18 protein-coding genes are annotated in these 20,621 nt (G+C 73.4%); 6 read left to right on the top strand and 12 right to left on the bottom strand.

Annotation, left to right across the window (positions count from 1 at the left end; all coding sequences use genetic code 11):
- The first annotated feature begins 239 nt into the window (after positions 1-239).
- Positions 240-1,565: a UDP-glucose dehydrogenase family protein gene (locus ACF09E_RS31720; RefSeq protein ID WP_392209142.1), complete on the top strand. Its 1,326-nt coding sequence runs from the start codon at positions 240-242 to the stop codon at positions 1,563-1,565.
- Positions 1,566-1,598: 33 nt separating this feature from the next.
- Here the strand turns inward: ACF09E_RS31720 and ACF09E_RS31715 are convergent, their stop codons facing one another.
- The 4 genes from ACF09E_RS31715 to ACF09E_RS31700 form a co-directional block, all read right to left on the bottom strand.
- On the bottom strand, positions 1,599-2,531 hold the full coding sequence (locus ACF09E_RS31715; RefSeq protein WP_392209140.1) for a membrane dipeptidase: 933 nt from the start codon (positions 2,529-2,531) through the stop codon (positions 1,599-1,601).
- Between the two features lie 152 nt (positions 2,532-2,683).
- A complete protein-coding gene (locus ACF09E_RS31710; protein ID WP_392209138.1) occupies positions 2,684-3,910 on the bottom strand; it encodes a dipeptidase in 1,227 nt (408 codons plus the stop codon).
- Complete coding sequence (purE, locus tag ACF09E_RS31705; RefSeq protein WP_055601832.1) at positions 3,907-4,404, bottom strand: 5-(carboxyamino)imidazole ribonucleotide mutase; 498 nt, start codon at positions 4,402-4,404, stop codon at positions 3,907-3,909. Before purE ends, ACF09E_RS31710 begins: the two co-directional genes overlap by 4 nt.
- A 59-nt stretch (positions 4,405-4,463) precedes the next feature.
- Entirely contained in the window at positions 4,464-5,603 is a 1,140-nt protein-coding gene (locus ACF09E_RS31700) for a 5-(carboxyamino)imidazole ribonucleotide synthase (protein WP_392209136.1), read from the bottom strand.
- A 188-nt stretch (positions 5,604-5,791) separates the two neighbouring features.
- On the opposite strand from ACF09E_RS31700, the gene ACF09E_RS31695 reads away from it, so the two are divergent.
- Positions 5,792-6,307: a GtrA family protein gene (locus ACF09E_RS31695; protein WP_361857089.1), complete on the top strand. Its 516-nt coding sequence runs from the start codon at positions 5,792-5,794 to the stop codon at positions 6,305-6,307.
- 61 nt (positions 6,308-6,368) lie between these two features.
- Here the strand turns inward: ACF09E_RS31695 and ACF09E_RS31690 are convergent, their stop codons facing one another.
- Both ACF09E_RS31690 and ACF09E_RS31685 read right to left on the bottom strand, forming a co-directional pair.
- A complete protein-coding gene (locus ACF09E_RS31690; RefSeq protein ID WP_392209134.1) occupies positions 6,369-7,640 on the bottom strand; it encodes an ATP-binding protein in 1,272 nt (423 codons plus the stop codon).
- A gap of 285 nt (positions 7,641-7,925) precedes the next feature.
- On the bottom strand, positions 7,926-8,603 hold the full coding sequence (locus ACF09E_RS31685; RefSeq protein WP_187283934.1) for a response regulator transcription factor: 678 nt from the start codon (positions 8,601-8,603) through the stop codon (positions 7,926-7,928).
- A gap of 427 nt (positions 8,604-9,030) precedes the next feature.
- Here ACF09E_RS31685 and ACF09E_RS31680 point away from each other — a divergent pair, with 427 nt between their 5' ends.
- The gene (locus tag ACF09E_RS31680) at positions 9,031-10,551 is read left to right on the top strand and encodes a peptide MFS transporter (RefSeq protein WP_392209132.1); all 1,521 of its coding nucleotides are present in this window, start codon (positions 9,031-9,033) and stop codon (positions 10,549-10,551) included.
- A 79-nt stretch (positions 10,552-10,630) separates the two neighbouring features.
- Here the strand turns inward: ACF09E_RS31680 and ACF09E_RS31675 are convergent, their stop codons facing one another.
- The 6 genes from ACF09E_RS31675 to ACF09E_RS31650 form a co-directional block, all read right to left on the bottom strand.
- On the bottom strand, positions 10,631-12,082 hold the full coding sequence (locus ACF09E_RS31675; protein WP_392209130.1) for a hypothetical protein: 1,452 nt from the start codon (positions 12,080-12,082) through the stop codon (positions 10,631-10,633).
- A 14-nt stretch (positions 12,083-12,096) separates the two neighbouring features.
- Positions 12,097-13,161 carry a hypothetical protein gene (locus ACF09E_RS31670; protein ID WP_392209128.1) on the bottom strand — a complete coding sequence of 355 codons (1,065 nt, stop codon included), beginning with the start codon at positions 13,159-13,161 and terminating at the stop codon, positions 12,097-12,099.
- Positions 13,158-14,042: a hypothetical protein gene (locus tag ACF09E_RS31665; RefSeq protein WP_392209126.1), complete on the bottom strand. Its 885-nt coding sequence runs from the start codon at positions 14,040-14,042 to the stop codon at positions 13,158-13,160. Before ACF09E_RS31665 ends, ACF09E_RS31670 begins: the two co-directional genes overlap by 4 nt.
- Positions 14,042-14,743, bottom strand: a complete 702-nt coding sequence (locus ACF09E_RS31660; RefSeq protein WP_392209124.1) for a peptidase — start codon at positions 14,741-14,743, stop codon at positions 14,042-14,044. Before ACF09E_RS31660 ends, ACF09E_RS31665 begins: the two co-directional genes overlap by 1 nt.
- Positions 14,744-15,004: 261 nt before the next feature.
- A complete protein-coding gene (locus ACF09E_RS31655) occupies positions 15,005-15,424 on the bottom strand; it encodes an ATP-binding protein (RefSeq protein ID WP_361859057.1) in 420 nt (139 codons plus the stop codon).
- A gap of 95 nt (positions 15,425-15,519) precedes the next feature.
- Positions 15,520-15,888 (bottom strand): STAS domain-containing protein, encoded by a 369-nt coding sequence (locus ACF09E_RS31650; protein WP_361859060.1) that lies wholly within the window; start codon positions 15,886-15,888, stop codon positions 15,520-15,522.
- A 222-nt stretch (positions 15,889-16,110) separates the two neighbouring features.
- On the opposite strand from ACF09E_RS31650, the gene ACF09E_RS31645 reads away from it, so the two are divergent.
- The 3 genes from ACF09E_RS31645 (at position 16,111) to ACF09E_RS31635 (ending at position 20,621) form a co-directional block, all read left to right on the top strand.
- Positions 16,111-17,037, top strand: coding sequence for an RNA polymerase sigma factor SigF (locus tag ACF09E_RS31645; protein ID WP_392209122.1), 927 nt, complete (start codon positions 16,111-16,113; stop codon positions 17,035-17,037).
- A 204-nt stretch (positions 17,038-17,241) separates the two neighbouring features.
- Positions 17,242-18,468 carry a DegT/DnrJ/EryC1/StrS family aminotransferase gene (locus ACF09E_RS31640; RefSeq protein ID WP_392209120.1) on the top strand — a complete coding sequence of 409 codons (1,227 nt, stop codon included), beginning with the start codon at positions 17,242-17,244 and terminating at the stop codon, positions 18,466-18,468.
- The gene (locus tag ACF09E_RS31635; RefSeq protein WP_392209118.1) at positions 18,465-20,621 is read left to right on the top strand and encodes a lipopolysaccharide biosynthesis protein; all 2,157 of its coding nucleotides are present in this window, start codon (positions 18,465-18,467) and stop codon (positions 20,619-20,621) included. The genes ACF09E_RS31640 and ACF09E_RS31635 overlap by 4 nt, the downstream gene beginning before the upstream one ends.

Below are 20,621 nucleotides of genomic sequence, written 5' to 3'. Positions count from 1 at the left end.
ACCGCGGCGGCGAACGGCACGATCTTCGCCTCCGCGAGCGCACGCACCGACTCCCGGAGCATGTCGTGCTCCTCGGAGGGCCGATACAGGTCGAAATCAGAAGAACCTGACACTCTCACTCACTCCCACACTTGCTAACTACCGTTAAGTAACTCAAAGCGTAGGGCGTGACCCGGCCGCGGACCAGAGCACGACTATGCTCGGGCAGGCATTCCGCCCGACGTTCCCTGGAGACCCGCATGGCCCTCAAGATCACCGTGATCGGCACCGGCTACCTCGGCGCCACCCACGCCGCGGCCATGGCGGAGCTGGGCTTCGAGGTCCTGGGGCTCGACGTCGTCCCCGAGAAGATCGAGCTGCTGTCGTCCGGTCGGGTCCCGATGTACGAGCCGGGTCTGGAGGAGCTCCTCGCGAAGCACGTCGCGGGCATCGAGGGTTCGAGCGGCCGGCTGCGGTTCACCACCTCCTGGGAGGAGGTCGGCGCCTTCGGCGACGTGCACTTCGTCTGTGTGAACACCCCGCAGAAGCACGGCGAGTACGCCTGCGACATGAGCTACGTGGACGCCGCCTTCGCCTCCCTCGCCGCCGTCGTGCGCGAAGGGGCCCTCGTCGTCGGCAAGTCGACCGTGCCCGTCGGCTCGGCCGAACGGCTCGCGGGCGTCCTCCCGGCGGGCGTGGAGCTGGCCTGGAACCCGGAGTTCCTGCGCGAGGGCTTCGCCGTCCAGGACACCCTGCACCCGGACCGGATCGTCGTCGGCGTCCAGGGCGACCGGGGGGAGAAGCTGCTCCGCGAGGTGTACGCCGGGCCGGTCGGCGACGGTTCGCCCTTCGTGGTGACCGACTTCCCCACCGCGGAGCTGGTGAAGACCTCCGCGAACTCCTTCCTCGCCACCAAGATCTCCTTCATCAACGCGATGGCCGAGGTCTGCGAGGCGGCCGGCGGCGACGTCGCCAAGCTGGCCGAGGCGATCGGGCACGACGACCGGATCGGGGCCAAGTTCCTGCGGGCCGGCATCGGCTTCGGCGGCGGCTGCCTGCCCAAGGACATCCGGGCCTTCATGGCCCGCGCGGGCGAGCTGGGCGCCGACCAGGCGCTGACCTTCCTGCGCGAGATCGACTCCATCAACATGCGGCGGCGCGGCCAGATGGTCGAGATGGCGCGCGAGGCCCTCGGCGGCGCCACCTTCCTGGGCCGCCGGGTCGCCGTCCTCGGCGCCGCCTTCAAGCCGGACTCCGACGACGTCCGCGACTCCCCCGCGCTGAACGTGGCCGGTCAGATACACCTCCAGGGCGGCCAGGTCACCGTCTACGACCCCAAGGGCATGGACAACGCCCGCCGCCTCTTCCCCACCCTCGGGTACGCCGACTCCGCCCTCGACGCGGTGCGCGGGGCGGACGTCGTGCTGCACCTCACGGAGTGGCGCGAGTTCCGCGAGCTCGACCCGGCGGCGCTCGCCGCGGTCGCCGCCTCGCGGGTGATCCTCGACGGCCGCAACGCGCTGGACGCCGAGCGCTGGCGTGCGGCCGGCTGGACGTACCGGGCGATGGGCCGCCCGCGCGCCTGAGCACACCGGCGGACCGGACTCCGGGCCGGGCGGTCAGGCGGCCACGGGCCTGATGCGGTTCGTCCGCGCCAGGAACTCCGTCTGCCGCAGCGCCCGCGTCACGTTGCCGTGCGCGAGGCCCACCAGGTCCTGGGCGGACCAGCCGCGCCGGAGGAGCTCCGCGAAGAGCGGGACGTAGCCGACGGCCGGGGCGGTGGTGCGGGAGATTCCCGCGACGTGCGCGCCCGCCCGCTCGCGGACCCGGTCCAGGAGGTCGGCGGCGGCGGCCGGGTCGTCGGTCACCGTCACCATGCAGACCGCGCCGTTCCCGCCGAGCAGGCCGAGAACGTCGTCGGACAGGTCCTGCGGGGCCGCCCTGGTGAGCAGGGCTGGGGCCCGGGTGGCCTCCAGGACGCGGCGGACCGTGTCCTCGTCGGCGCCCGAGAGGTCCACGGCCAGGCCGATGCGGTTCATCTCCCGGACCGCCCCGCGGGCGAAGCGGTCGAAGAGCGGGAGGTTGACCGCCCGTACGCCCAGGGCGTGGTACGCCCGGAGGGTCGCCGCGGACGCGTCGAGCGCCGTCCAGCCGACCGGGCCGAGCAGGGCGGCGACGCGGCCGCAGTTGCGGGCGTGGGCCATCTCGGAGGTGGTCTGCGCGAGGCGCAGGTCCTCGGGGCAGCCGGCGACGAGGGCGCGGACGGCGTCGATGCGCCGCAGGGTGCCGACGACGCTCGCCGATTCCTCGCCGGGTCCGGCGTCCAGCGCCCAGAACTGGGCTCCCGCCTCCGCCGCCCGGACGGGCGGGAGGTCCTCCGGGTCGAGGGACCCGGGCAGTTCCGTGCGGCCCTCGACGACGGGCTGGGCGGCCAGGAGGGCGCGGGCCCGGGAGGTCTCGTCGAGCGGCGGTGGTGGGTCGGGGGGCGCGGGCTCCCCGGCGGCGGAAGGGACGGTGGAGAGCGCGGGAGGGTCGTCTACGAGTTCCGCCATGGTCCTACTCCAACTCGGCGATGCAGTACCGCCTCCGCGGAGTGCGGCGGGGCAGTACGGTCCACCGTGCCACCGGGCCCGCGAGGGGGCCCGGTGGGCCGGGCCGACCGGGTGAACGGCCCGGGCACCGGTGCGGGCCCGGGCCGGTGCCGTCAGGCGTCCGGCGCGTCCAGGGAGTCGATCGTCGCGTTGGACGGGGCCGTACGGCTCCGCAGGTCGCGCGCGACCGCCTCCGCGTCGCGCAGGACGCGGACGCTGTTGGACCAGGTCAGCTTCGCCAGGTCCGGACGGGACCAGCCGCGGTGCAGCAGCTCCGCGACCAGGTTCGGGTAGCCGGCGACGTCGTCGAGCCCGGCCGGGGTGAAGGCCGTGCCGTCGTAGTCGCCGCCGATGCCGATGTGGTCGATGCCCGCGGCCTCGCGCATGTGGTCGAGGTGGTCGGCGACCGTGGCGGCGGTGGCGATCGGCCGCGGGTTCGCCTCCTCGAAGGCGCGGTGCAGCTTCATCGCCTCGGCCGTGGTGTCGAGGTGGTCGAAGCCGTGCGCCCGGAGGTTGTCGTCGGCCCGCGCGGTCCACTCGACGGCCGCCGGGAGGATGAACTTGGGCACGAACGTGGCCATCGCGACACCGCCGTTGGCGGGCAGCCGCTCCAGCACGTCGTCCGGGACGTTCCGCGGGTGGTCGCAGACGGCCAGGGCCGAGGAGTGCGAGAAGATCACCGGCGCCGCGGTGGCGTCGAGGGCGTCCCGCATGGTCGTCGCGGCCACGTGCGAGAGGTCGACGAGCATGCCGGAGCGGTTCATCTCGCGGACGACGGCACGGCCGAAGGCGGACAGCCCGCCCACGCCCGGCTCGTCGGTCGCCGAGTCCGCCCAGTCGTTGTTGTCGTTGTGGGTGAGCGTCATGTAGCGGACGCCGAGGGTGTGCAGCGCGCGGAGGGTGGCGAGCGAGTTGTTGATCGAGTGGCCGCCCTCGGCGCCCTTGAGGGAGGCGATGCGGCCCTGCGCACGGGCCGCCTCCATGTCGTCGGCGGTCAGCGCCGGGGCGAGGTCGCCCGCGTACCGCTCCAGGAGCTGGTCGACGACGTCGATCTGCTCCAGGGTCGCGCTGACCGCGTCGTCCCCGGTCAGCCGGCACGGCACGTACACCGACCAGAACTGGGCGCCCACGCCGCCGGCCCGCATCCGCAGCAGGTCGGTGTGGAGCGCGCCCGTCTGGTCCGTGCCGATGTCCATCCGGTCCAGGTCGTACCGGACGCGCTCGCGCAGCGCCCACGGCAGGTCGTTGTGGCCGTCCACCACCGGGTGGGCCGCGAGGAGTTCGCGGGCCTCCGCGAGGCGGTCGGCCGCGGTGCCGGAGGCCCCTTCCGCGGCGCTCACTTGGCGAAGCCGAACGACTCCGCGCCCTCGACCTTGGCCCGCAGGCGCTTGCCCTTCTCGGTGGCCTGGTCGTTCAGCTCCTGTTGGAACCCGCGCATCCTGTCCAGCAGTTCGGGGTCGTGCGCGGCGAGGATGCGGGCCGCGAGGAGGCCCGCGTTCCGCGCGCCGCCGACGGAGACCGTGGCGACCGGCACGCCGGCCGGCATCTGCACGATGGAGAGCAGCGAGTCCATGCCGTCGAGGTACTTCAGCGGCACCGGCACGCCGATGACCGGCAGCGGGGTGACGGAGGCGAGCATCCCGGGCAGGTGGGCCGCGCCGCCCGCGCCCGCGATGATCGCCTTGATGCCGCGGCCCGCGGCCTCCTCGCCGTACGCGATCATCTCGCGCGGCATCCGGTGCGCGGAGACGACGTCGACCTCGTACGGGATCTCGAACTCGTCGAGGGCCTGCGCCGCGGCCTCCATGACGGGCCAGTCGGAGTCGGACCCCATGACGATGCCGATCACGGGGGCGGTGGTGGTGCCGGGGGCGGTGCCGGGGCTCGTGCTGCTCACTCGGTGATCGTTCCTCGCAGGTAGCCGGCGGCGTGGCGCGCGCGCTCCAGCACGTCGTCCAGGTCGTCGCCGTAGGTGTTGACGTGCCCCACCTTGCGGCCGGGCTTCACGTCCTTGCCATACATGTGGATCTTGAGCTGCGGGTCCCTGGCCATGCAGTGCAGGTACGCGGAGTACATGTCCGGGTAGTCGCCGCCCAGCACATTGCACATCACGGTCCACGGGGCGCGCGGCCGCGGATCGCCGAGGGGCAGGTCGAGGACGGCCCGGACGTGGTTGGCGAACTGCGAGGTGATCGCGCCGTCCTGGGTCCAGTGGCCGGAGTTGTGCGGGCGCATCGCCAGTTCGTTGACGAGGATGCGGCCGTCCGTGGTCTGGAACAGCTCGACGGCGAGGTGCCCGACGACACCGAGCTCCTTGGCGATGCGGAGGGCCAGCTCCTGGGCCTGCCCGGCGAGTTCCTCGTCGAGGTCGGGGGCGGGCGCGATCACCGTGTCGCAGACGCCGTCGACCTGGCGGGACTCCACGACCGGGTAGGCGACTGCCTGGCCGTGCGGGGAGCGGACGATGTTCGCCGCGAGCTCGCGCACGAAGTCGACCTTCTCCTCGGCGAGGACCGGGACGCCCGCCATGAAGGGGTCCCGGGCGTCCTCCGGCGTCCGGACGAACCAGACGCCCTTGCCGTCGTAGCCGCCGCGCACCGTCTTGAGGATGATCGGGAAGCCCCCGACCTCGGCGGCGAAGGCCGCCGCGTCCCCGGGGTCCGCCACGATGCGGTGCCGGGGGCTGGGCGCGCCGATCTCGTCGAGCCGCGCGCGCATCACCCCCTTGTCCTGGGCGTGCACCAACGCGTCGGGCCCGGGGCGGACGGGGATGCCGTCCGCTTCGAGGGCCCGCAGGTGCTCCGTCGGGACGTGCTCGTGATCGAAGGTGATCACGTCACATCCGCGCGCGAAGTCACGCAGCGTAGCCAGGTCGCGATAGTCGCCGATGACGACCTCGCTCACCACCTGGGCCGCAGAGTCCTGCGGGGTGTCACTGAGCAGCTTGAACTTGATGCCGAGGGGGATGCCCGCCTCGTGGGTCATTCGGGCGAGCTGACCGCCACCGACCATGCCGACTACCGGGAACGTCACCCTCTTAGGGTATCCGCACCATCGGTGAACACTCGTCCGGCTGTGGTTTGGCACAACAACGGTGCTGGTGGGATGTGGGTCACCAGGCGGTTTACCCGGTACACGGGCGGGTGACAGGAGCGCTGGTTAGCATGGTCGGGTTGACGTCACCCGGACGTCATCCGGACGGACGGGACAGAGCGATCACCATGAGTGAACCCGGTGCGCTGCGCACGCGACTCGACCTGCTCGCCCGGGAGGTCGCCAAGTTCGGGGTGGTGGGCGGTCTCGGCGTCCTGGTGAACCTCGGCGTCTTCAACATCGTCCGGGGCGCCACGGACATCCCGATGGTCCGGGCCAGCCTGATCGCCACGGTGGTCGCGATCGTCTTCAACTACGTGGGGTTCCGCTACTTCACGTACCGCGACCGGGACAAGTCCGGACGCACCAAGGAGATGTCGCTGTTCCTGCTGTTCAGCGTCGTCGGCATGGTCATCGAGAACGGCGTGCTCTACGCGGCGACGTACGGCTTCGGCTGGGACGGTCCGCTCGCGAGCAACTTCTTCAAGTTCTTCGGCATCGGGATCGGGACCCTGTTCCGCTTCTGGTCCTACCGCACGTGGGTGTTCCGCGCCCTGCCGGCGAAGGAGGCGGTGCAGACCGCCGAGTCGTTCCTGGAGCAGGCGCCGCGGCAGACGAGCCGCCGGCAGCCCGACCGCGTCTGAGCACCGTACCCAGGAAGCCCCCGGTCGACCGTCCCGACCGGGGGCTTCTCCGTGGCGCCGGTCAGCGCACGGGGCGCTCCCGCTGGCCGTCCGCGACGCTGTGGACCTCCCGGCCGAGGAACAGGGCGAAGACCGGCGGCTGCTGCTGGACCAGCTCCAGCCGGCCGCCGTCCGCCTCCGCGAGGTCGCGGGCGACGGCCAGCCCGATGCCGGTGGAGCTGCGGCCGCTGACGGTCCGCTCGAAGATGCGTGCGCCGAGGTCGGCGGGGACGCCCGGGCCCTCGTCGGTGACCTCGATCACCGACTGGTTGCCGGTGACGCGGGTCCGCAGGGCGACCGTGCCGCCGCCGTGCATGAGCGAGTTCTCGATCAGGGCGGCGAGGACCTGGGCGACCGCGCCCGGGGTGCCGACGGCCCGCATCCCCTGCTTGCCCGAGTGGACGATGGCCCGTCCCGCGCTGCGATAGGCGGGCCGCCACTCCTCGATCTGCTGCTTGACGACCTCGTCCAGGTCGAAGGCGACGGCGGAGCCCGTGCGCGGGTCCCTGGAGTTCGTCAGGAGCCGCTGCACGACGTCCGTGAGCCGCTCGACCTGGGTGAGCGCGATCGTCGCCTCCTCCTTGACGGTGTCCAGGTCGTCGGCGAGCGCGACCTCCTCCAGGCGCATGGAGAGGGCGGTGAGGGGCGTGCGGAGCTGGTGCGAGGCGTCCGCGGCGAGGCGGCGCTCGGCGGTGAGCATCCGGGCGATGCGCTCGGCGGAGGCGTCGAGGACGTCCGCGACGCGGTCCAGCTCGGGCACCCCGTACCGCTTGTGCCGGGGGCGGGGGTCCCCGGAGCCGAGGCGTTCGGCGGTCTCCGCGAGGTCGGTGAGGGGGGAGGTCAGCTTGTTGGCCTGCCGTACGGCGAGCAGGACGGCGGCGATGACGGCGAGCAGGGCGACCGCGCCGATGATCATGAGGGTGCGGCCCACCTCGGCGGTGACCACCGAGCGGGACTCCTCGACGACCACGCGCTCGCCGCGCTCGCCCTTGGCGAGGCCCCGGGTGACGTCGCCCTCCGGGCGGGTGCCGATCTCGATCGTGTCGCGGCCGGGGATGTGGATCTGGGCGTACCGCTTGGCGCCGCTCTGCTCGGACAGGATGTTCGGGTTCACCGGTTCGCCGCCGATGAGCCGGCTGTCGACGATCGAGACGATGCGGAGGGCCTCCAGGTCCACGCTCTCCTGGGCGCTGCTGGAGATGGTGCGGGTCTCGACGATGACGAGGGAGAGACCGAAGACGCCGATGACGACGAGGACGACGGCGAGGGTGGAGTTGATGAGGCGGCGACGCACGGTTGCCCTCCGGGCGGGGACGGTGACGCCTCCGAGCGTACGGGGGCGGGCCCGCCGGAAGGGCCTCGACGTGGGGGCGCGCCCGGGCCTCCGCATCGCGGGGCCGCGACGCCGCGCGGGGCCGCCGGGCCGTGGCGCCGCCCGGGTCGCCGGATCGCGGGGGCCGTGGCACCGCCCGGGTCGCCGGATCGCGGGGGCCGTGGCACCGCCCGGGTCGTCGCCGGACCGGGAGGGACCTCGGGCCACAGGGGCCGTCCGGCCCTCAGGCCGGCTCCTGCCCCCGGGTCAGCTCTTCTCGAAGCGGAAGCCGACGCCGCGGACCGTCGCGATGTAGCGGGGGTTCGCCGCGTCGTCGCCCAGCTTCTTGCGGAGCCAGGAGATGTGCATGTCGAGGGTCTTCGTCGAGGACCACCAGGTCGTGTCCCAGACCTCGCGCATCAACTGGTCCCGGGTGACGACCCGGCCCGCGTCGCGGACCAGGACCCGCAGCAGGTCGAACTCCTTGGCCGTGAGCTGGAGCTCCTCCTCGCCCATCCAGGCCCGGTGCGACTCGACGTCGATCCGTACGCCGTGGGTGGCCGGGGCGACGACGGGCTCGGTGGAGCCGCGCCGCAGCAGGGCCCGGACGCGGGCCAGGAGTTCGGCGAGCCGGAACGGCTTGGTGACGTAGTCGTCCGCGCCCGCGTCGAGCCCGACGACCGTGTCGACCTCGTCGGCGCGTGCGGTGAGGACCAGGATCGGGACCGCGTGGCCCTCGGCGCGCAGCCGGCGGGCGACCTCCAGGCCGTCCATGCCGGGCAGGCCGAGGTCGAGCACGACCAGGTCGACGCCGCCCTGGAGGCCGGCGTCGAGGGCGGTGGGGCCGTCCTCGCGGACCTCGACCTCGTACCCCTCTCTCCGGAGGGCGCGGGCCAGCGGTTCCGAGATGGAGGCGTCGTCCTCGGCGAGCAGTACACGGGTCATGGGGTGATGGTAGTCCGCACGGGTGCCGGGTCGGGGCATGATCCTCAGGGCCCGGAGAAGCCCTGGAGATCCTGTGGCCATCCTCCATACGACCTTCGAATAACCTCCTGTGGTTGCAGCATCACCTGTGATCCATCTCTCAAGTCCTTCCATATCCGGCCCTGTCGTGTCGTATGGTGGCTCGACGTCTGTAGCGGTAATCGGGGACCTTTGGCCTGCTTCGCGGGTCGAGGTCCTCTTCTGCGTGAGGTCGGCACAGCCGAACCTTGAGGACAGTGAATGACCTGTGGGCCGGGTCCCGGGGCGCGACGACGCATCTCCCGGGGCGTGGATCCCGGCGGATTCCCCGTGACTCCGCCGGTGCCGGCCTCCCCCACCGGGCGCACCACGCTCACAAGGCGCGCGTCCCGACAGAGCAAGGATCGACATGGCGTCCAGCCTGACGACGACTTCCGCCGGAACCCCCGGTTCCGAGAAGACGTTCTTCGGCCACCCCCGCGGCCTGGCCACCCTCTTCATGACCGAGATGTGGGAGCGCTTCTCCTACTACGGCATGCGGGCACTTCTCGTTCTGTACCTGGTCTCCGGCGGCGCGGACGCCGCGACCGGCAGCCAGGGTGGCGGCCTCGCCATGACGGCGGCCACGGCGACGGCCATCTACTCGGTGTACGTCTCGATGGTCTACCTGATGGCCATGCCGGGCGGCTGGTTCGGCGACCGCGTCTGGGGCGCCCGCAAGACCGTCGCCATCGCAGGTTTCGTGATCATGGCGGGTCACGCCTCGCTCGCGATCCCCGGCCAGGCGATGTTCTTCGTCGGTCTGGCGCTGGTCGCCGCCGGCTCGGGTCTGCTCAAGGCCAACATCTCCACGATGGTCGGCCACCTCTACGACGGCCCGGACGACCCGCGCCGCGACGGCGGCTTCACGCTCTTCTACGTCGGCATCAACCTCGGTGCCTTCGTGGCGCCGTTCGTGGTCGGCACCGTCGGCGAGAAGGTCAACTGGCACCTCGGCTTCGCGCTCGCCGCGCTGGGCATGGGCCTCGGCCTGGTCCAGTTCCTGCTGGGCACGAAGAACCTCAGCGCCAAGAGCGACGTCGTCCCGAACCCGCTCACCCCGTCCGAGCGCAAGGGCATCCTGGTCAAGGTCGCCCTGGTCGTCGTCCTCGCCGCCGCCTTCTACGGCGTCGTCGTGGCCATGGGCATGTACACCCTGAACTGGGCGCTGGTCCCGATCACCCTCGCGGGTCTGATCATCCCGGTCGCCGTCCTGGTCCGCATCAAGCGCGACAAGGACCTCGACAGGACCGAGCAGTCGAAGATGACCGGCTACATCTGGTTCTTCGTCGCCGCCGCGATCTTCTGGATGATCTACGACCAGGGCGGCTCGACGCTGTCGCTGTTCGCGGACGACAAGACCGCGGACACCGTCTTCGGCTTCGGTTTCCCGGCCACCTGGTACCAGTCGCTCAACCCGCTCTTCGTGATGGCGCTGGCCCCGGTCTTCGCGTGGCTCTGGCTCTGGCTGGCCCGCAAGAACCAGGAGCCGAACACCATCGTGAAGTTCTCGATGGGCCTGGTCCTCGTCGGCGCGTCCTTCTTCGTCTTCGTCGTCCCGATGAACATGGCGGGCGGCGGCGACAAGGTCTCCCCGATGTGGCTCGTCTCGATCTACATGATCCAGACCATCGGTGAGCTCTGCCTCTCCCCGGTCGGCCTCTCGGTCACCACGAAGATGGCCCCGCAGAAGTACGCCTCCCAGATGATGGGCGTCTGGTTCCTCGCCGTCACCGCGGGCGACTGCACCACGGGTCTGCTCTCGCTGGCCGGTGTCGACCTGAACGGGACGGGGATCATCGCCATGCAGGCGACGCTCGCCGTCGCGGCGGGCATCGCGATCTACATGTACCGCAAGAAGGTCCAGGGCCTCATGGGCGGCGTCCACTGACGTCGCTCCGCCCCGGTCCGCACGAAGGCCGCCGCACCGTTCCGGTGCGGCGGCCTTCGCCGTTCCCTCCGGCCGGTCGTCAGCGCCTCAGGCGCGCCCACGGGGTGAAGGTGAACACCGCGCCGCCGAGCAGGATCACCGTGCCCGCGACGAGGGCGAGGGCGCGCAGGGCGCCGTCGTCCTCGGCGCCGGTCTCGGCGAGGTTCCCGCCGTCGGAGCCGCCGGAGCCCGAGCCCGAGCCGGAACCGGAACCGGAACCGGAGCCGCTGCCCGACCCGCCGGCCGCGCCGCCCGCCTGCTTGCTCGTGTCCAGTTCGAGGGAGGCCTTGACGGCGCCCTTGACCTGGCACGGGATCTCCATCGCCGAGCTGCCGAGGGTGACCTTGATGGTCAGCGTGCCGGGGCTGAGCGTGGACGTGCCGGTCGCGCCGGGCTTGTACGTGCCCTTCATGTCCGGCAGGTTCACCGGGTCGCCCAGTTTCAGCGCGGTGGGGTTCGGGGGTCCCGAGACGTTCACGGTGCCGCTGTCGGCCCCTCCGATCCTGACCGCCATGGAGCCCTTGAGGGCTCCCGCGGGGAGGGCCGCGGGGCTGTTCATGACGCCCTTGGCCGTCCGGACCGTGAGGTCGTACACGCCGCCGTTCCTCCTGGCGTCGATCGTCACCTTGCCGTTGATCGACTCCGGGCCGGGGGCGGTGCAGCCGAACGTGACGGCGACCTCCTTGCCGGGGAAGGACGTCTGGCCGCCGCCCCCGCCGCTCGTCCCGCCCCCGGAGGATCCGCCGGAGGAGGACGTGGACCCCGAGCCGGAGGATCCGCCGGTGCCGTTCGAGCCGCCGCCGGTCGTGGTGGAGCCCCCGGTGGTGCCGCTGGTGCCGCCGCCCGTCGTCGTCCCGCCGGTGGTCGTGGAACCGCCGGTGGTCGTGGAACCGCCGGTGGTCGTCGTGCCGCCGGTGGTCGTCGTGGACCCGCCGTTCGCGCCGCCCGTGGTGGTGCCTCCGCCGCCGGCCGTGACCTTGATCGTGGCGCCGGCCGGCACCGTCTCCTTCGGGGTGCACTTGGTGTCCGTGGACAGCGGCTTGGACACGTTGATCGTGTACTTGCCGGGGGTGAGGGTGACCTCGCCCGCCGCGGTCAGCTTGAGCCTGCCCTTCATCTCGGGCAGCACCATCGGACTGTTCTTGGGGATCGGCGGGTTCTGCCGGGGCCCCTCCATCGCGACGGTGCCGGTGCCCGCGCCGCCCACGGTGAGGACGCCGGTCGGCTTGACCGTGTCCTGGCCGAGGTCGAGCACGTCGGGGTTCTTCGACGCGGCCTGGACCGTCTTCCAGACGATCTCGACCTCGTCGCCGACCTTCGCCTCCGCCGGTGCCGTGATCAGCACCTTCGTCGTGCCCTGCACGGGCGGAAGTCCGGAGATCGACGGCGGGATGCACTCCGTCTTGTACGAGACCTCGGCGGCCTGGGCGGGGCCGGCGGAAATCAGGATCCCCGCGCCGCCGAGCATCAGCGCGATTCCGGCCGCGCTCATCCTCCGTTGCGTACTCACGCATGTCCCTTCGTCGTCGGGCTGCTCTCTGGGGCTGACGGTGCGGAGTCAGGACTGAACCACGGCAGGACCGCGGTGGGTTCGTCGTCCCCCGGGCCCCCGGGCGCGGCCTCGCGCGCGGGGCCGGGGGCACGGGTGCGGAGACGGGCCAGGGGTACGGTCCGGGGCCGCGCGCGGGGCCGCGCCCGGGCGGGGCCCGCCGCCGGGCGGACCCGGTCGACCACGGCCATGCCGATCCGGAACAGCGCCGCCGGCACGACCACGGCGAGCAGCAGCCAGAACAGCGTCACGCCCCAGGGCCTGCCGACCCCCCACGGCTGCTCGACCAGGACCTTGCCCCCGTACCGCACGGAGACCTGGTAGTCGCCGTGCGCGCCCGCCGTCAGTTCGACGGGGAGCCGGACGAGGGCCTTCCGGCCGGGGGCGATCGTGCCGCGCCACTGCCGCTCCTCGTACTGCGGGGCGAACACCCCGTGGCTGGAGCCGACCTCGAAGACCGGGTCCTTCACGGGGGCGGAGCCGAGGTTGCCGACGGTGAAGACGACCTCGCGGGCGGGCGGCGCCCCGAACCAGGTGAGGAGGCCGCTGGAGCCGTCGAGGCGGACGGCGGCGAGGACGGCGAGCCGGCCGTCGCCCGAGGCCTCGGGGAGCGGTTCCACGGGATGTCCGGCGACGGCGAACTCGCGGTCGACGGCGTCCTGCTGGCCGGTCACCCCGGCGACGTGCACCACGCAGGGGCAGGGCTCGGGCGGTTCGGCGACCGGCAGCTTGGCGCTGAAGGCGCCCCGGGCGTCCACGGTGGCGGCCCGGCCCTCGGTGTTGGCACAGGAGTTGGTGCCGCCGATGACGCCCTTGCCGGGCGCCGCCCGGCCGCAGATCAGCAGCATGAGCAGGGCGCCGGGCTTCCAGCCGCTGCCGCTGACGGTGACCTCGCCGCCCTTGCCGCCCTCCGCACGGGAGAGTTCGACGGCGGGGCCGGGGGCCGCGGCGGCGGGCAGGGCCGGGAGGAGGCCGAGGGCGAGCACGGCCGCGAGCACGGCCGCCGTACGTGTCCACCTCATGTCTGCGCTCCCGCCGTGGCTCGCTGGGTACGGGACCTGGCGCGCCGCCGTCCCGCGTGGACGCCGCCGGCCGCCGCCGCGAGCAGCAGTCCGGCCGCCCCGGCGACCGCCGGGCCCGAGGTGAAGGCGGCCTCGGCGCGGGCGGTGGCCGGGGCCGCGCCCTCGGCGGTGGCGGTCAGGCGGACGGTGACGGAGTCGAGGGACGGCGGGTCGGGCCAGGCCTCGGTGCGGGTGGTCCGCTGACCGGGCCTCAGGGTGAGCGGCAGGGGCCGGCCCGGCCGGTCGAGGACGGTGCCGAGGACCCCTTCGGCGCGCACCGCGAGGTGCGGGGCGAGGACGGTGGTGCCCCGGTTGACCAGGGTGTAGCGGAGGGTGCCGGTCGTGGTGTCGACGTGGACGTCCTCGACGGTGAGCGCGGCGATCCGGGGGCCGCTGACCCGGAGCCGCAGGTCGACGCGGACGTCCCGGCCGGCGGCGGTGGCGCGGACCGTCCCCCGCCGCTCGCCGGGCGGGGCGTCGGCGGGGACGGTCACGGCGAAGGGCACGTCCGCCCGGGTCCTGGCGGGAACGGTCACCGTCCGGGCGGCGAAAGACACGGGTGCGCCCCGGCCGTCGAGCCGGACGGTGAGCGGCCGGGTGCCCGGGTTGGTCAGCGACAGGGTGTCCTGGAGGACGCTTCCGGCGGGGCCCTCCAGGTAGGCGTAGGGCCGGCCGGCCGCGGGTGCCGCCGTCCAGGAGACCGGGGCGTCGGCGGGCGCCGGGGCCCGGACGCCGGCGGGGGCGTTCGCCGCCGCGGTCAGGGCGTGGGCGGGCGCCGCCGCGACCACGCCGGTGAGGGCGGTCACGACGGCGAGGAGCCCGGTGGCCGCCGCCGTCCGCATCAGCGAGCCGTGCGCCGCGTGAGCCAGAGGACTCCGGCGGCGCCGGTGAGGAGGACGGTGCCGCCGAGGGTGCCGAGGGCGACGGCGGAGTCGAGCGGTCCGGTCTTGGGCAGTTCGGCTCCGGTGCCCTCGTCGTCGCCCGTGTCGGCGGGCGGCGGGGCGGCGGAGCCGCCGGAGAGCCCGGACACCTCCAGTTCGAGGGCGGGCCCGGGGTTGTTCTTAGGCTTGCAGACCGCCGCGTCCATGCCGAGGGCGTGCACGGTGAGCGTTCCGGCCGTGAAGGTGACCTTGCCGTTCTTCTTCGGCGTGTAGGTGCCCGTGAGCGTGCCGATGCTGATGGGGGTGTCGGGCGGGATGGCGGCCGTGTTCGGCATTCCCTTGACCTTGACGGTGCCGGAGTCGGCGCCGCCGAGGACGAGTTCGGCGCGCGGGGTCATGACGCCCTTGGGCAGTTCGACGGGGCTGTCGGAGACGCCCTTCTCGAACGACATGGTGACCGTGTACGCGCTGCCGTTCTTCACGGCCTTGATGCCGACGGGCGAGACGGCGCCCTTGGGCCCGATCTTCGTCTCGCAGGCGTAGTCGACGTCGACGACGGCCGCCTGGGCGGTCGGCGCGCCGGCGAGCACGGCCGCGCCCGCCACCGCGACCGCCGCCGTGAGCGCGGCGGTCCTTCTCCTCCGGTTCGGCTCCTTGGACACCCCGAGCACCCCTCACCGCAATGGACCTGACGGTCTTTCAGATTGGGCGTCAAGGTACGCCCGGGCCCTTGCGGAGGGAAGAAGAGGGACGGTGAAAGTCCTCGGCGGGATCGGGAAAGCCCCGCCCGGGCACCCGTCACCCGTGGCGGAGCCGGACGGAAGCGGGGTCGGGCGGGCGGACGTCGGGGCCGAAGGACCGAAGGGGAGCCGGGCCGGCAGGGAGCCGGGCCGGCGCCGCGGAGTCAGGCCGGTGCCGCGACGCTAGGCCGGTGCGGAGAGTTCGGCCCAGACGGTCTTGCCGGGGGAGCCGGGGGTGCGCTCGATGCCCCAGTCGAGGCAGAGCCGCTGCACGATGAACATGCCGTGGCCGCCCGGGCGGCCGGACCGGTGCGGCATGCGGGGCGCGGGGGTTCCGGCGCCCCGGTCGGTGACCTCCAGGCGGAGCGACTTGGGCAGCCGCAGGACGCGGAGGCTCTCGGGGCCCTCCGCGTGCAGGCAGGCATTGGTGACGAGCTCCGAGACGACGAGCAGGACGTCCTCGGCGGCGGCCCTGCGGTCGGCGGTGGCGGCCGGCAGCCAGCCCCACTCCTGGAGCGCCGACCGCGTGAAGTCGCGGGCGAGCGGCACGGTGCCACTGGCCTCGCCGAGGGCGAGCGTACGGACGTCGGAAGCGTGGTCCATCAGCGCTTCACCTCACCGATCGACGGGACAGAGGGCGGGACGTACGGGCGGAGCAGGGGGCCGGGTCGTGGGGGCGGCCCCGGCGGGGGGGCGGGTCAGCCGGGCAGGGCTGTGGCGAGCGTCTCGTGCAGGGTGAAGACGGCCTCGGCGCCCGTGATGTGGAACACCCTGGCCACCGCGGGCCGCATCCCGACGAGGTGGACGCCGCCGCCGGCGGCCTCCGCCCGCAGCCGGGCGCCCAGGAGCACGTTGAGCCCCGTCGAGTCGCAGAACTCCAGACCCGCGCAGTCGACGACGAGCCGCGAACGGCCCGCGTCCACCGCCTCGTCCAGCGGGACGCGCAGCAGTTCGGCGGTGTAGTGATCGAGCTCACCCACCGGAGCGAGGACAGCGGCCCCGTCCACCGTCCGGACCTCGACGCGCAACCGCGCGGGCGGTGCGCTGCCGATGTTCTCCCGGTCCATGGCCGTGCCTCTTCTCGCTCTCGCGGATGCCGACTGACGTGCCTCGAACCCTACAAGTGCGATGCCCCTTCGCGCACACGAGGTCTGCCACATAACCGGACAATTCGGAATATCGATACTTGCGACCTTCGGCGTCGAGCAGGTAGGCCTAGGAGGGAACACCCGACACGACCGGCTTCGGAGGCGCCGCAAACCGCAGCAGAAGAAACACGAAGGAGACCCATGTCACCCCGGCTCGACGCCCCGCGTACCCCCGACGCGCCGTCGGCAGCGGTCCTCACGGACCACCCGCTCGGCCATCCCACCGAGCTCCCCCACGCCTTCCCGCAGGACCCCGCGCTCACACTCCCCCTCGACCGGCCCCTCGACGACATCGGACCGGTCGACGCCCGCGCCCTGTCGAAGCAGCTCTTCGCCCGGCTCGCCGAGCTCGAAGAGGGCACCCACGAGCACGCGTACGTCCGCAACACGCTCGTCGAACTCAATCTGGCCCTGGTCCGGTTCGCCGCCGCCCGCTTCGGCACCCGCAGCGAGCCGATGGAGGACATCGTCCAGGTCGGCACCATCGGCCTCATCAAGGCGATCGACCGCTTCGAGCTCAGCCGCGGCGTGGAGTTCCCCACGTTCGCGATGCCGACCATCATCGGCGAGATCAAGCGCTTCTTCCGCGACACCTCGTGGTCCGTGCACGTGCCCCGCAGGCTCCAGGAGCTGCGGCTGGAGCTCGCCAAGGCGGGCGACGCGCTGGCCCAGCGCCTCGACCGCGCCCCCACCGTCGCCGAACTCGCCGAGGAACTCGGCATCGCGCCGGAGGAGGTCGTCGAGGGCATGACCGCGAGCAACGCGTACACCGCCAGCTCGCTCGACGCGCAGCCCGACGAGGAGGACGGCCCCGGCGGCGAGGCCACGCTCGCCGACCGGCTGGGCTACGAGGACCGCGGCATCGCAGGGATCGAGTACATCGCCTCCCTGAAGCCGATGATCGCCTCGCTGCCCGCCCGCGACCGGCACATCCTCTCCCTGCGCTTCGTCTCCGGCCTGACCCAGTCGGAGATCGGCACCGAGCTCGGCATCTCGCAGATGCACGTGTCCCGGCTGCTCGCCCGCACCCTCGCCAAGCTGCGCCGGGGGCTCACTCTGGAGGAATGACCTCCAGCCGCTCGCCCGAGCCGCCAAACTGGCTGCGGAAAGGGCCCGTTCACGGTCTTTCGACCCGTGACGGGCCCTTTCGCGCGCCACGCCCCGGTCCCCGCCCGCGGTGGCCCCGGAGGGCAACCGCACGGCGTGGGCACCGTGTTGACGCGGCGTCCGGAATGGGCCACATTGAGCCCGGGGTTCAGGGGGGAATCACACATGTTCTCTGCGTACGCGGATCTGGAAGAACGCATGCGCGGCCGACTGGGGGGCAGGGAGTGCCTCTACGTGCCGTCGTGCCGCTTCGGGCTGTTCCTCGCGCTGCGCCACTGGTGCAGACCGGGCGGCAAGGTGCTCATGTCGCCCGTCAACGACGACGTGATCCTCTTCGTCGTCCTGGCCGCCGGGCTCCGCCCCGTCCAGGCACCGCTCGACCCCCGGGACGGCTCGATCGACCCGTCCGCCGTGCCCGAGTCCGTCTGGAAGGACCTCTCCGCCGTCCTCACCACCAACCTCTACGGCAACCCCGACCCGGCGCCCGAGCTGCGGGGCCACTGCGACCGGCTCGGCATCCCGCTGATCGAGGACGCCGCCCACGCGATCGGCTCCACCGTCGGCGGCCGCCCCGTCGGCACCTACGGCGAGGCGTCCGTCTTCAGCCTCTCGAAGCACACCGGAGCCAAGACCGGCGGCTTCCTCTCCCTCGCCGACCCGGCCCACCGCGCCGAACTGGCGGCCGCCCGCGACGCGCTGCTCCACCCGACCCGGCCCACCGCCGAACTGGTCCACCTCGTCCGCCCGTACGCCGAGTCCACGCTGCGCGGACTGCGCCTGGTCGGGGCCGCACGGGCCACCGTCCGGCGGCTCGGTCTGGAGGAGCGGGAGGAGATACGGATGCCGCTCCGCGCCGAGGAACTGGCCCGGGCCCTCACCGCCGCGCCGGCGCTCGACCCCTTCCACTCCTGGGTCCGCGTCGACATGCACGACTACCGGCTGCGGCCCGGAGCCGGCCGGCTCCGCCGCACCACCCGCAGGTTCGGCCTGCTCGACGACGTCCTCGCCGCCCACCGGACGGGCACCGCCCTGCTCCTGTCCGGCGGGTACGGCACGGCGGAGGCGTTCCCCGACCGGGCCGCCGGGCAGTCCCCGGACGGCCCGCCGCAGCCGCTCTACCGGGTTCCCCTGCTCGTCGAGGACCGGCACGCGGCCGTCGCCGCCCTCGCCCGGCGCCGGATCACCACCGGCTACCTCTACGACCCGCCGCTCGACAGCTACGCCGGCGAGGCCTTCACGGACCCCTCGCCCGCTCCGGAACCGGCCGCCTGGTTCGCCCGGCACGCCCTCCCGGTCGACCCGCGCCGCGCCGCCGAGGCCCTCGCGGTGCTGCGCGGCGCCGGGATCCGCCCGGCGTCGCGGCCCTCGATGGTCCCCGGCGGGACGCTGTGACCGGGACGGTGCGACTGCGGGGCTCCCGCCGGGACGCGGCGGGAGGCGCGCCCGCGCGCCGCGACCTGGTGGCCGGGGCGAAGGACACCGGTGGCGCGGGCGGCGACGGCGGGGGCGGCGCGGACGACTCCGGCGAGAGCTCCCTGTTCCGCAACGCCTACGCCCTGATGCTCTCCACCGGCGTCTCGGCGGCCCTCGGTCTCGGCTTCTGGCTGATCGCCGCCCGCTACTACTCGGAGGAGGCCGTCGGCCAGGGCTCGGCCGCCATCGCCGCCCAGCGGATGCTCGCCTCGATCACGGCGACCACCCTGTCCGGCGCGGTCGTCCGGTACGTCCCCCGGGCCGGCCGGGCCACCGGCCCGCTGGTCGTCCGCCTCTACCTGTTCAGCACGGTCGTCGTCACCGTGGCCTGCGGCGTCTTCCTGCTCACCCTCGACCTGTGGGGACCCTCGTACGCCCCGCTCGGCAGCCTCTCCGCCGGGATCTTCTTCACCGCGTCCGCCGTCGGCTGGGCCCTGCTGACCCTCCAGGACGGGGTGCTCACCGGGCTGCGGAAGGCGTTCTGGGTCCCCGTCGGGAACGCCGTCTTCTCCCTCGGCAAGCTCGTCCTGCTCGTCCTGCTCGCGGCCGCCGTGCCGGTCCTCGGCGTCTTCGTCTCCTGGGCGGCGGCGATCGTGCTCTCCGTCCTGCCGCTGGGCTGGCTCGTGTTCCGCCGCCTCATCCCCCAGCAGGCCCGCGCCGACCGTGACCGCGAGCCGCCGGGCATGCGGGAGATCGGCCGGTTCATCGCCGGGGACTCCGTCGGCGCGTTCTTCAGCCTCATCATGATCAGCCTGCTGCCGGTCATGGTCGCCGTCCGGTTCGACGCCGCGCACAACGCCTTCTTCTACACGGCGTACACCGTCGGCGGCACCATGGAGTTCATGGCCATCAACATGGCCTCCTCGCTCACCGCGCACGCCTCGCACAGCCCCGAGTCCCTCGCCGAGGGCGTCCGGGGCGCGCTGCGCCGCATGGTGCTGCTGCTCGTCCCCGTCGTCCTCGTCCTCGTCGTCTTCGCGCCGCTGATCCTCGCCCCCTTCGGCCAGGGGTACCAGGAGAACGGCTCCACCGTGCTGCGGCTGCTCGCCGCCGCCGCGCTCCCCCGGGTCGCCGTGGAGCTGTACATCGGCGTGCTGCGGGTCCAGGGCCGTACCGGCATGCTCGCCGTCCTCCAGGGCGCCATGTGCGTCCTCGTGCTGGGCAGCGCGGCCGTGCTGCTCGGCCCGTACGGCATCAGCGGGGCCGGGTACGCCGTCCTCGGCGCGATGACCCTGATGGCGGTGGCCTGCGTACCGGGCCTGCGGGCCACCCTCAAGGGCCGGACACCCGCCGAGCGCCCCCGGGCGGCGGCCCGGGTCAAGGAGCGCGAGGAGGACGGGTACGGCACCAACTGGGCGCGGGAGAGCGCCTATCTGCGCGGGGCACACGATTCGGTGACGCCGGCGTTCGGCATTCCGGTGTACGTGCCCCCGCGACGCGACGCGGAGCCCGCGGGCCCGCTCGCCCGGCCGCTGCCGCCCCCGGAGCCCCGTGCGGCGTCCGCCGCCCCCGACCGGTGGGGCACCGCGCTGTGGCTCCTGCTCGCCCTCGCGGCCGGGCTGTTCTGGCTTCCGCTCGCCCGCTCCGGCGAGCTGGACGTCGCGGCCCTGTCCGGCACCGGCCTCCTCGCCGCCCTGCCCCCCGTCACCCTCCTCGCGGGGCTGCTCCTGGTCGCCCTCCAGGGGGCCGCCGTCGCCCTGCGGTACTGGCGGCCCGCGTTCGCCGGCACGGTCCTGCTCGCCACCTTCCTGGCCCTGCACACCGCGCCGCCGCTGCTGGGCCTGCGGCCGGCCGACGCCGAGGGCCCCGGGGCGGCCCTCCTGGGCGAGGGGGTCGAGCGGGCCGTCGCCCCCGTGACCCTCCAGGCGCTGAGCCTGCTCCTGACGGCGGTGCTGCTGCGGGTGGTCGGGGTGGGCGCGCGGGTCACGGCCGGTGTCGTCTGGGTCCTGGTCTGGGCGGGCTGGGCGGGGCAGCAGGCCTTCGCCACCGCCCCGTTCCCGCTGTTCCTCGGCCTGGCCGGCGGCACGATGGCGGTCGTCGCCTTCCGGGGCCTGACCTCGGGACGGCAGTGA

It is taken from the genome of Streptomyces sp. NPDC014891, from assembly GCF_043081085.1.
In the GTDB taxonomy this organism is placed as follows: Bacteria; Actinomycetota; Actinomycetes; order Streptomycetales; family Streptomycetaceae; genus Streptomyces.
Note: the sequence above shows the minus strand (reverse complement) of the source record. Positions and strands in the feature narration are given on the sequence as shown.

Coding starts and splice junctions, on each gene's coding strand:
- ACF09E_RS31640 (WP_392209120.1), top strand. CDS start 17,242: ATGTTCTCTGCGTACGCGGATCTGGAAGAACGCATGCGCGGCCGACTG.
- ACF09E_RS31720 (WP_392209142.1), top strand. CDS start 240: ATGGCCCTCAAGATCACCGTGATCGGCACCGGCTACCTCGGCGCCACC.
- ACF09E_RS31675 (WP_392209130.1), bottom strand. CDS start 12,082: ATGAGCGCGGCCGGAATCGCGCTGATGCTCGGCGGCGCGGGGATCCTG.
- ACF09E_RS31695 (WP_361857089.1), top strand. CDS start 5,792: ATGAGTGAACCCGGTGCGCTGCGCACGCGACTCGACCTGCTCGCCCGG.
- ACF09E_RS31670 (WP_392209128.1), bottom strand. CDS start 13,161: ATGAGGTGGACACGTACGGCGGCCGTGCTCGCGGCCGTGCTCGCCCTC.
- ACF09E_RS31680 (WP_392209132.1), top strand. CDS start 9,031: ATGGCGTCCAGCCTGACGACGACTTCCGCCGGAACCCCCGGTTCCGAG.
- ACF09E_RS31685 (WP_187283934.1), bottom strand. CDS start 8,603: ATGACCCGTGTACTGCTCGCCGAGGACGACGCCTCCATCTCGGAACCG.
- ACF09E_RS31645 (WP_392209122.1), top strand. CDS start 16,111: ATGTCACCCCGGCTCGACGCCCCGCGTACCCCCGACGCGCCGTCGGCA.
- ACF09E_RS31665 (WP_392209126.1), bottom strand. CDS start 14,042: ATGCGGACGGCGGCGGCCACCGGGCTCCTCGCCGTCGTGACCGCCCTC.
- ACF09E_RS31655 (WP_361859057.1), bottom strand. CDS start 15,424: ATGGACCACGCTTCCGACGTCCGTACGCTCGCCCTCGGCGAGGCCAGT.
- ACF09E_RS31650 (WP_361859060.1), bottom strand. CDS start 15,888: ATGGACCGGGAGAACATCGGCAGCGCACCGCCCGCGCGGTTGCGCGTC.
- ACF09E_RS31715 (WP_392209140.1), bottom strand. CDS start 2,531: ATGGCGGAACTCGTAGACGACCCTCCCGCGCTCTCCACCGTCCCTTCC.
- purE (WP_055601832.1), bottom strand. CDS start 4,404: ATGGGGTCCGACTCCGACTGGCCCGTCATGGAGGCCGCGGCGCAGGCC.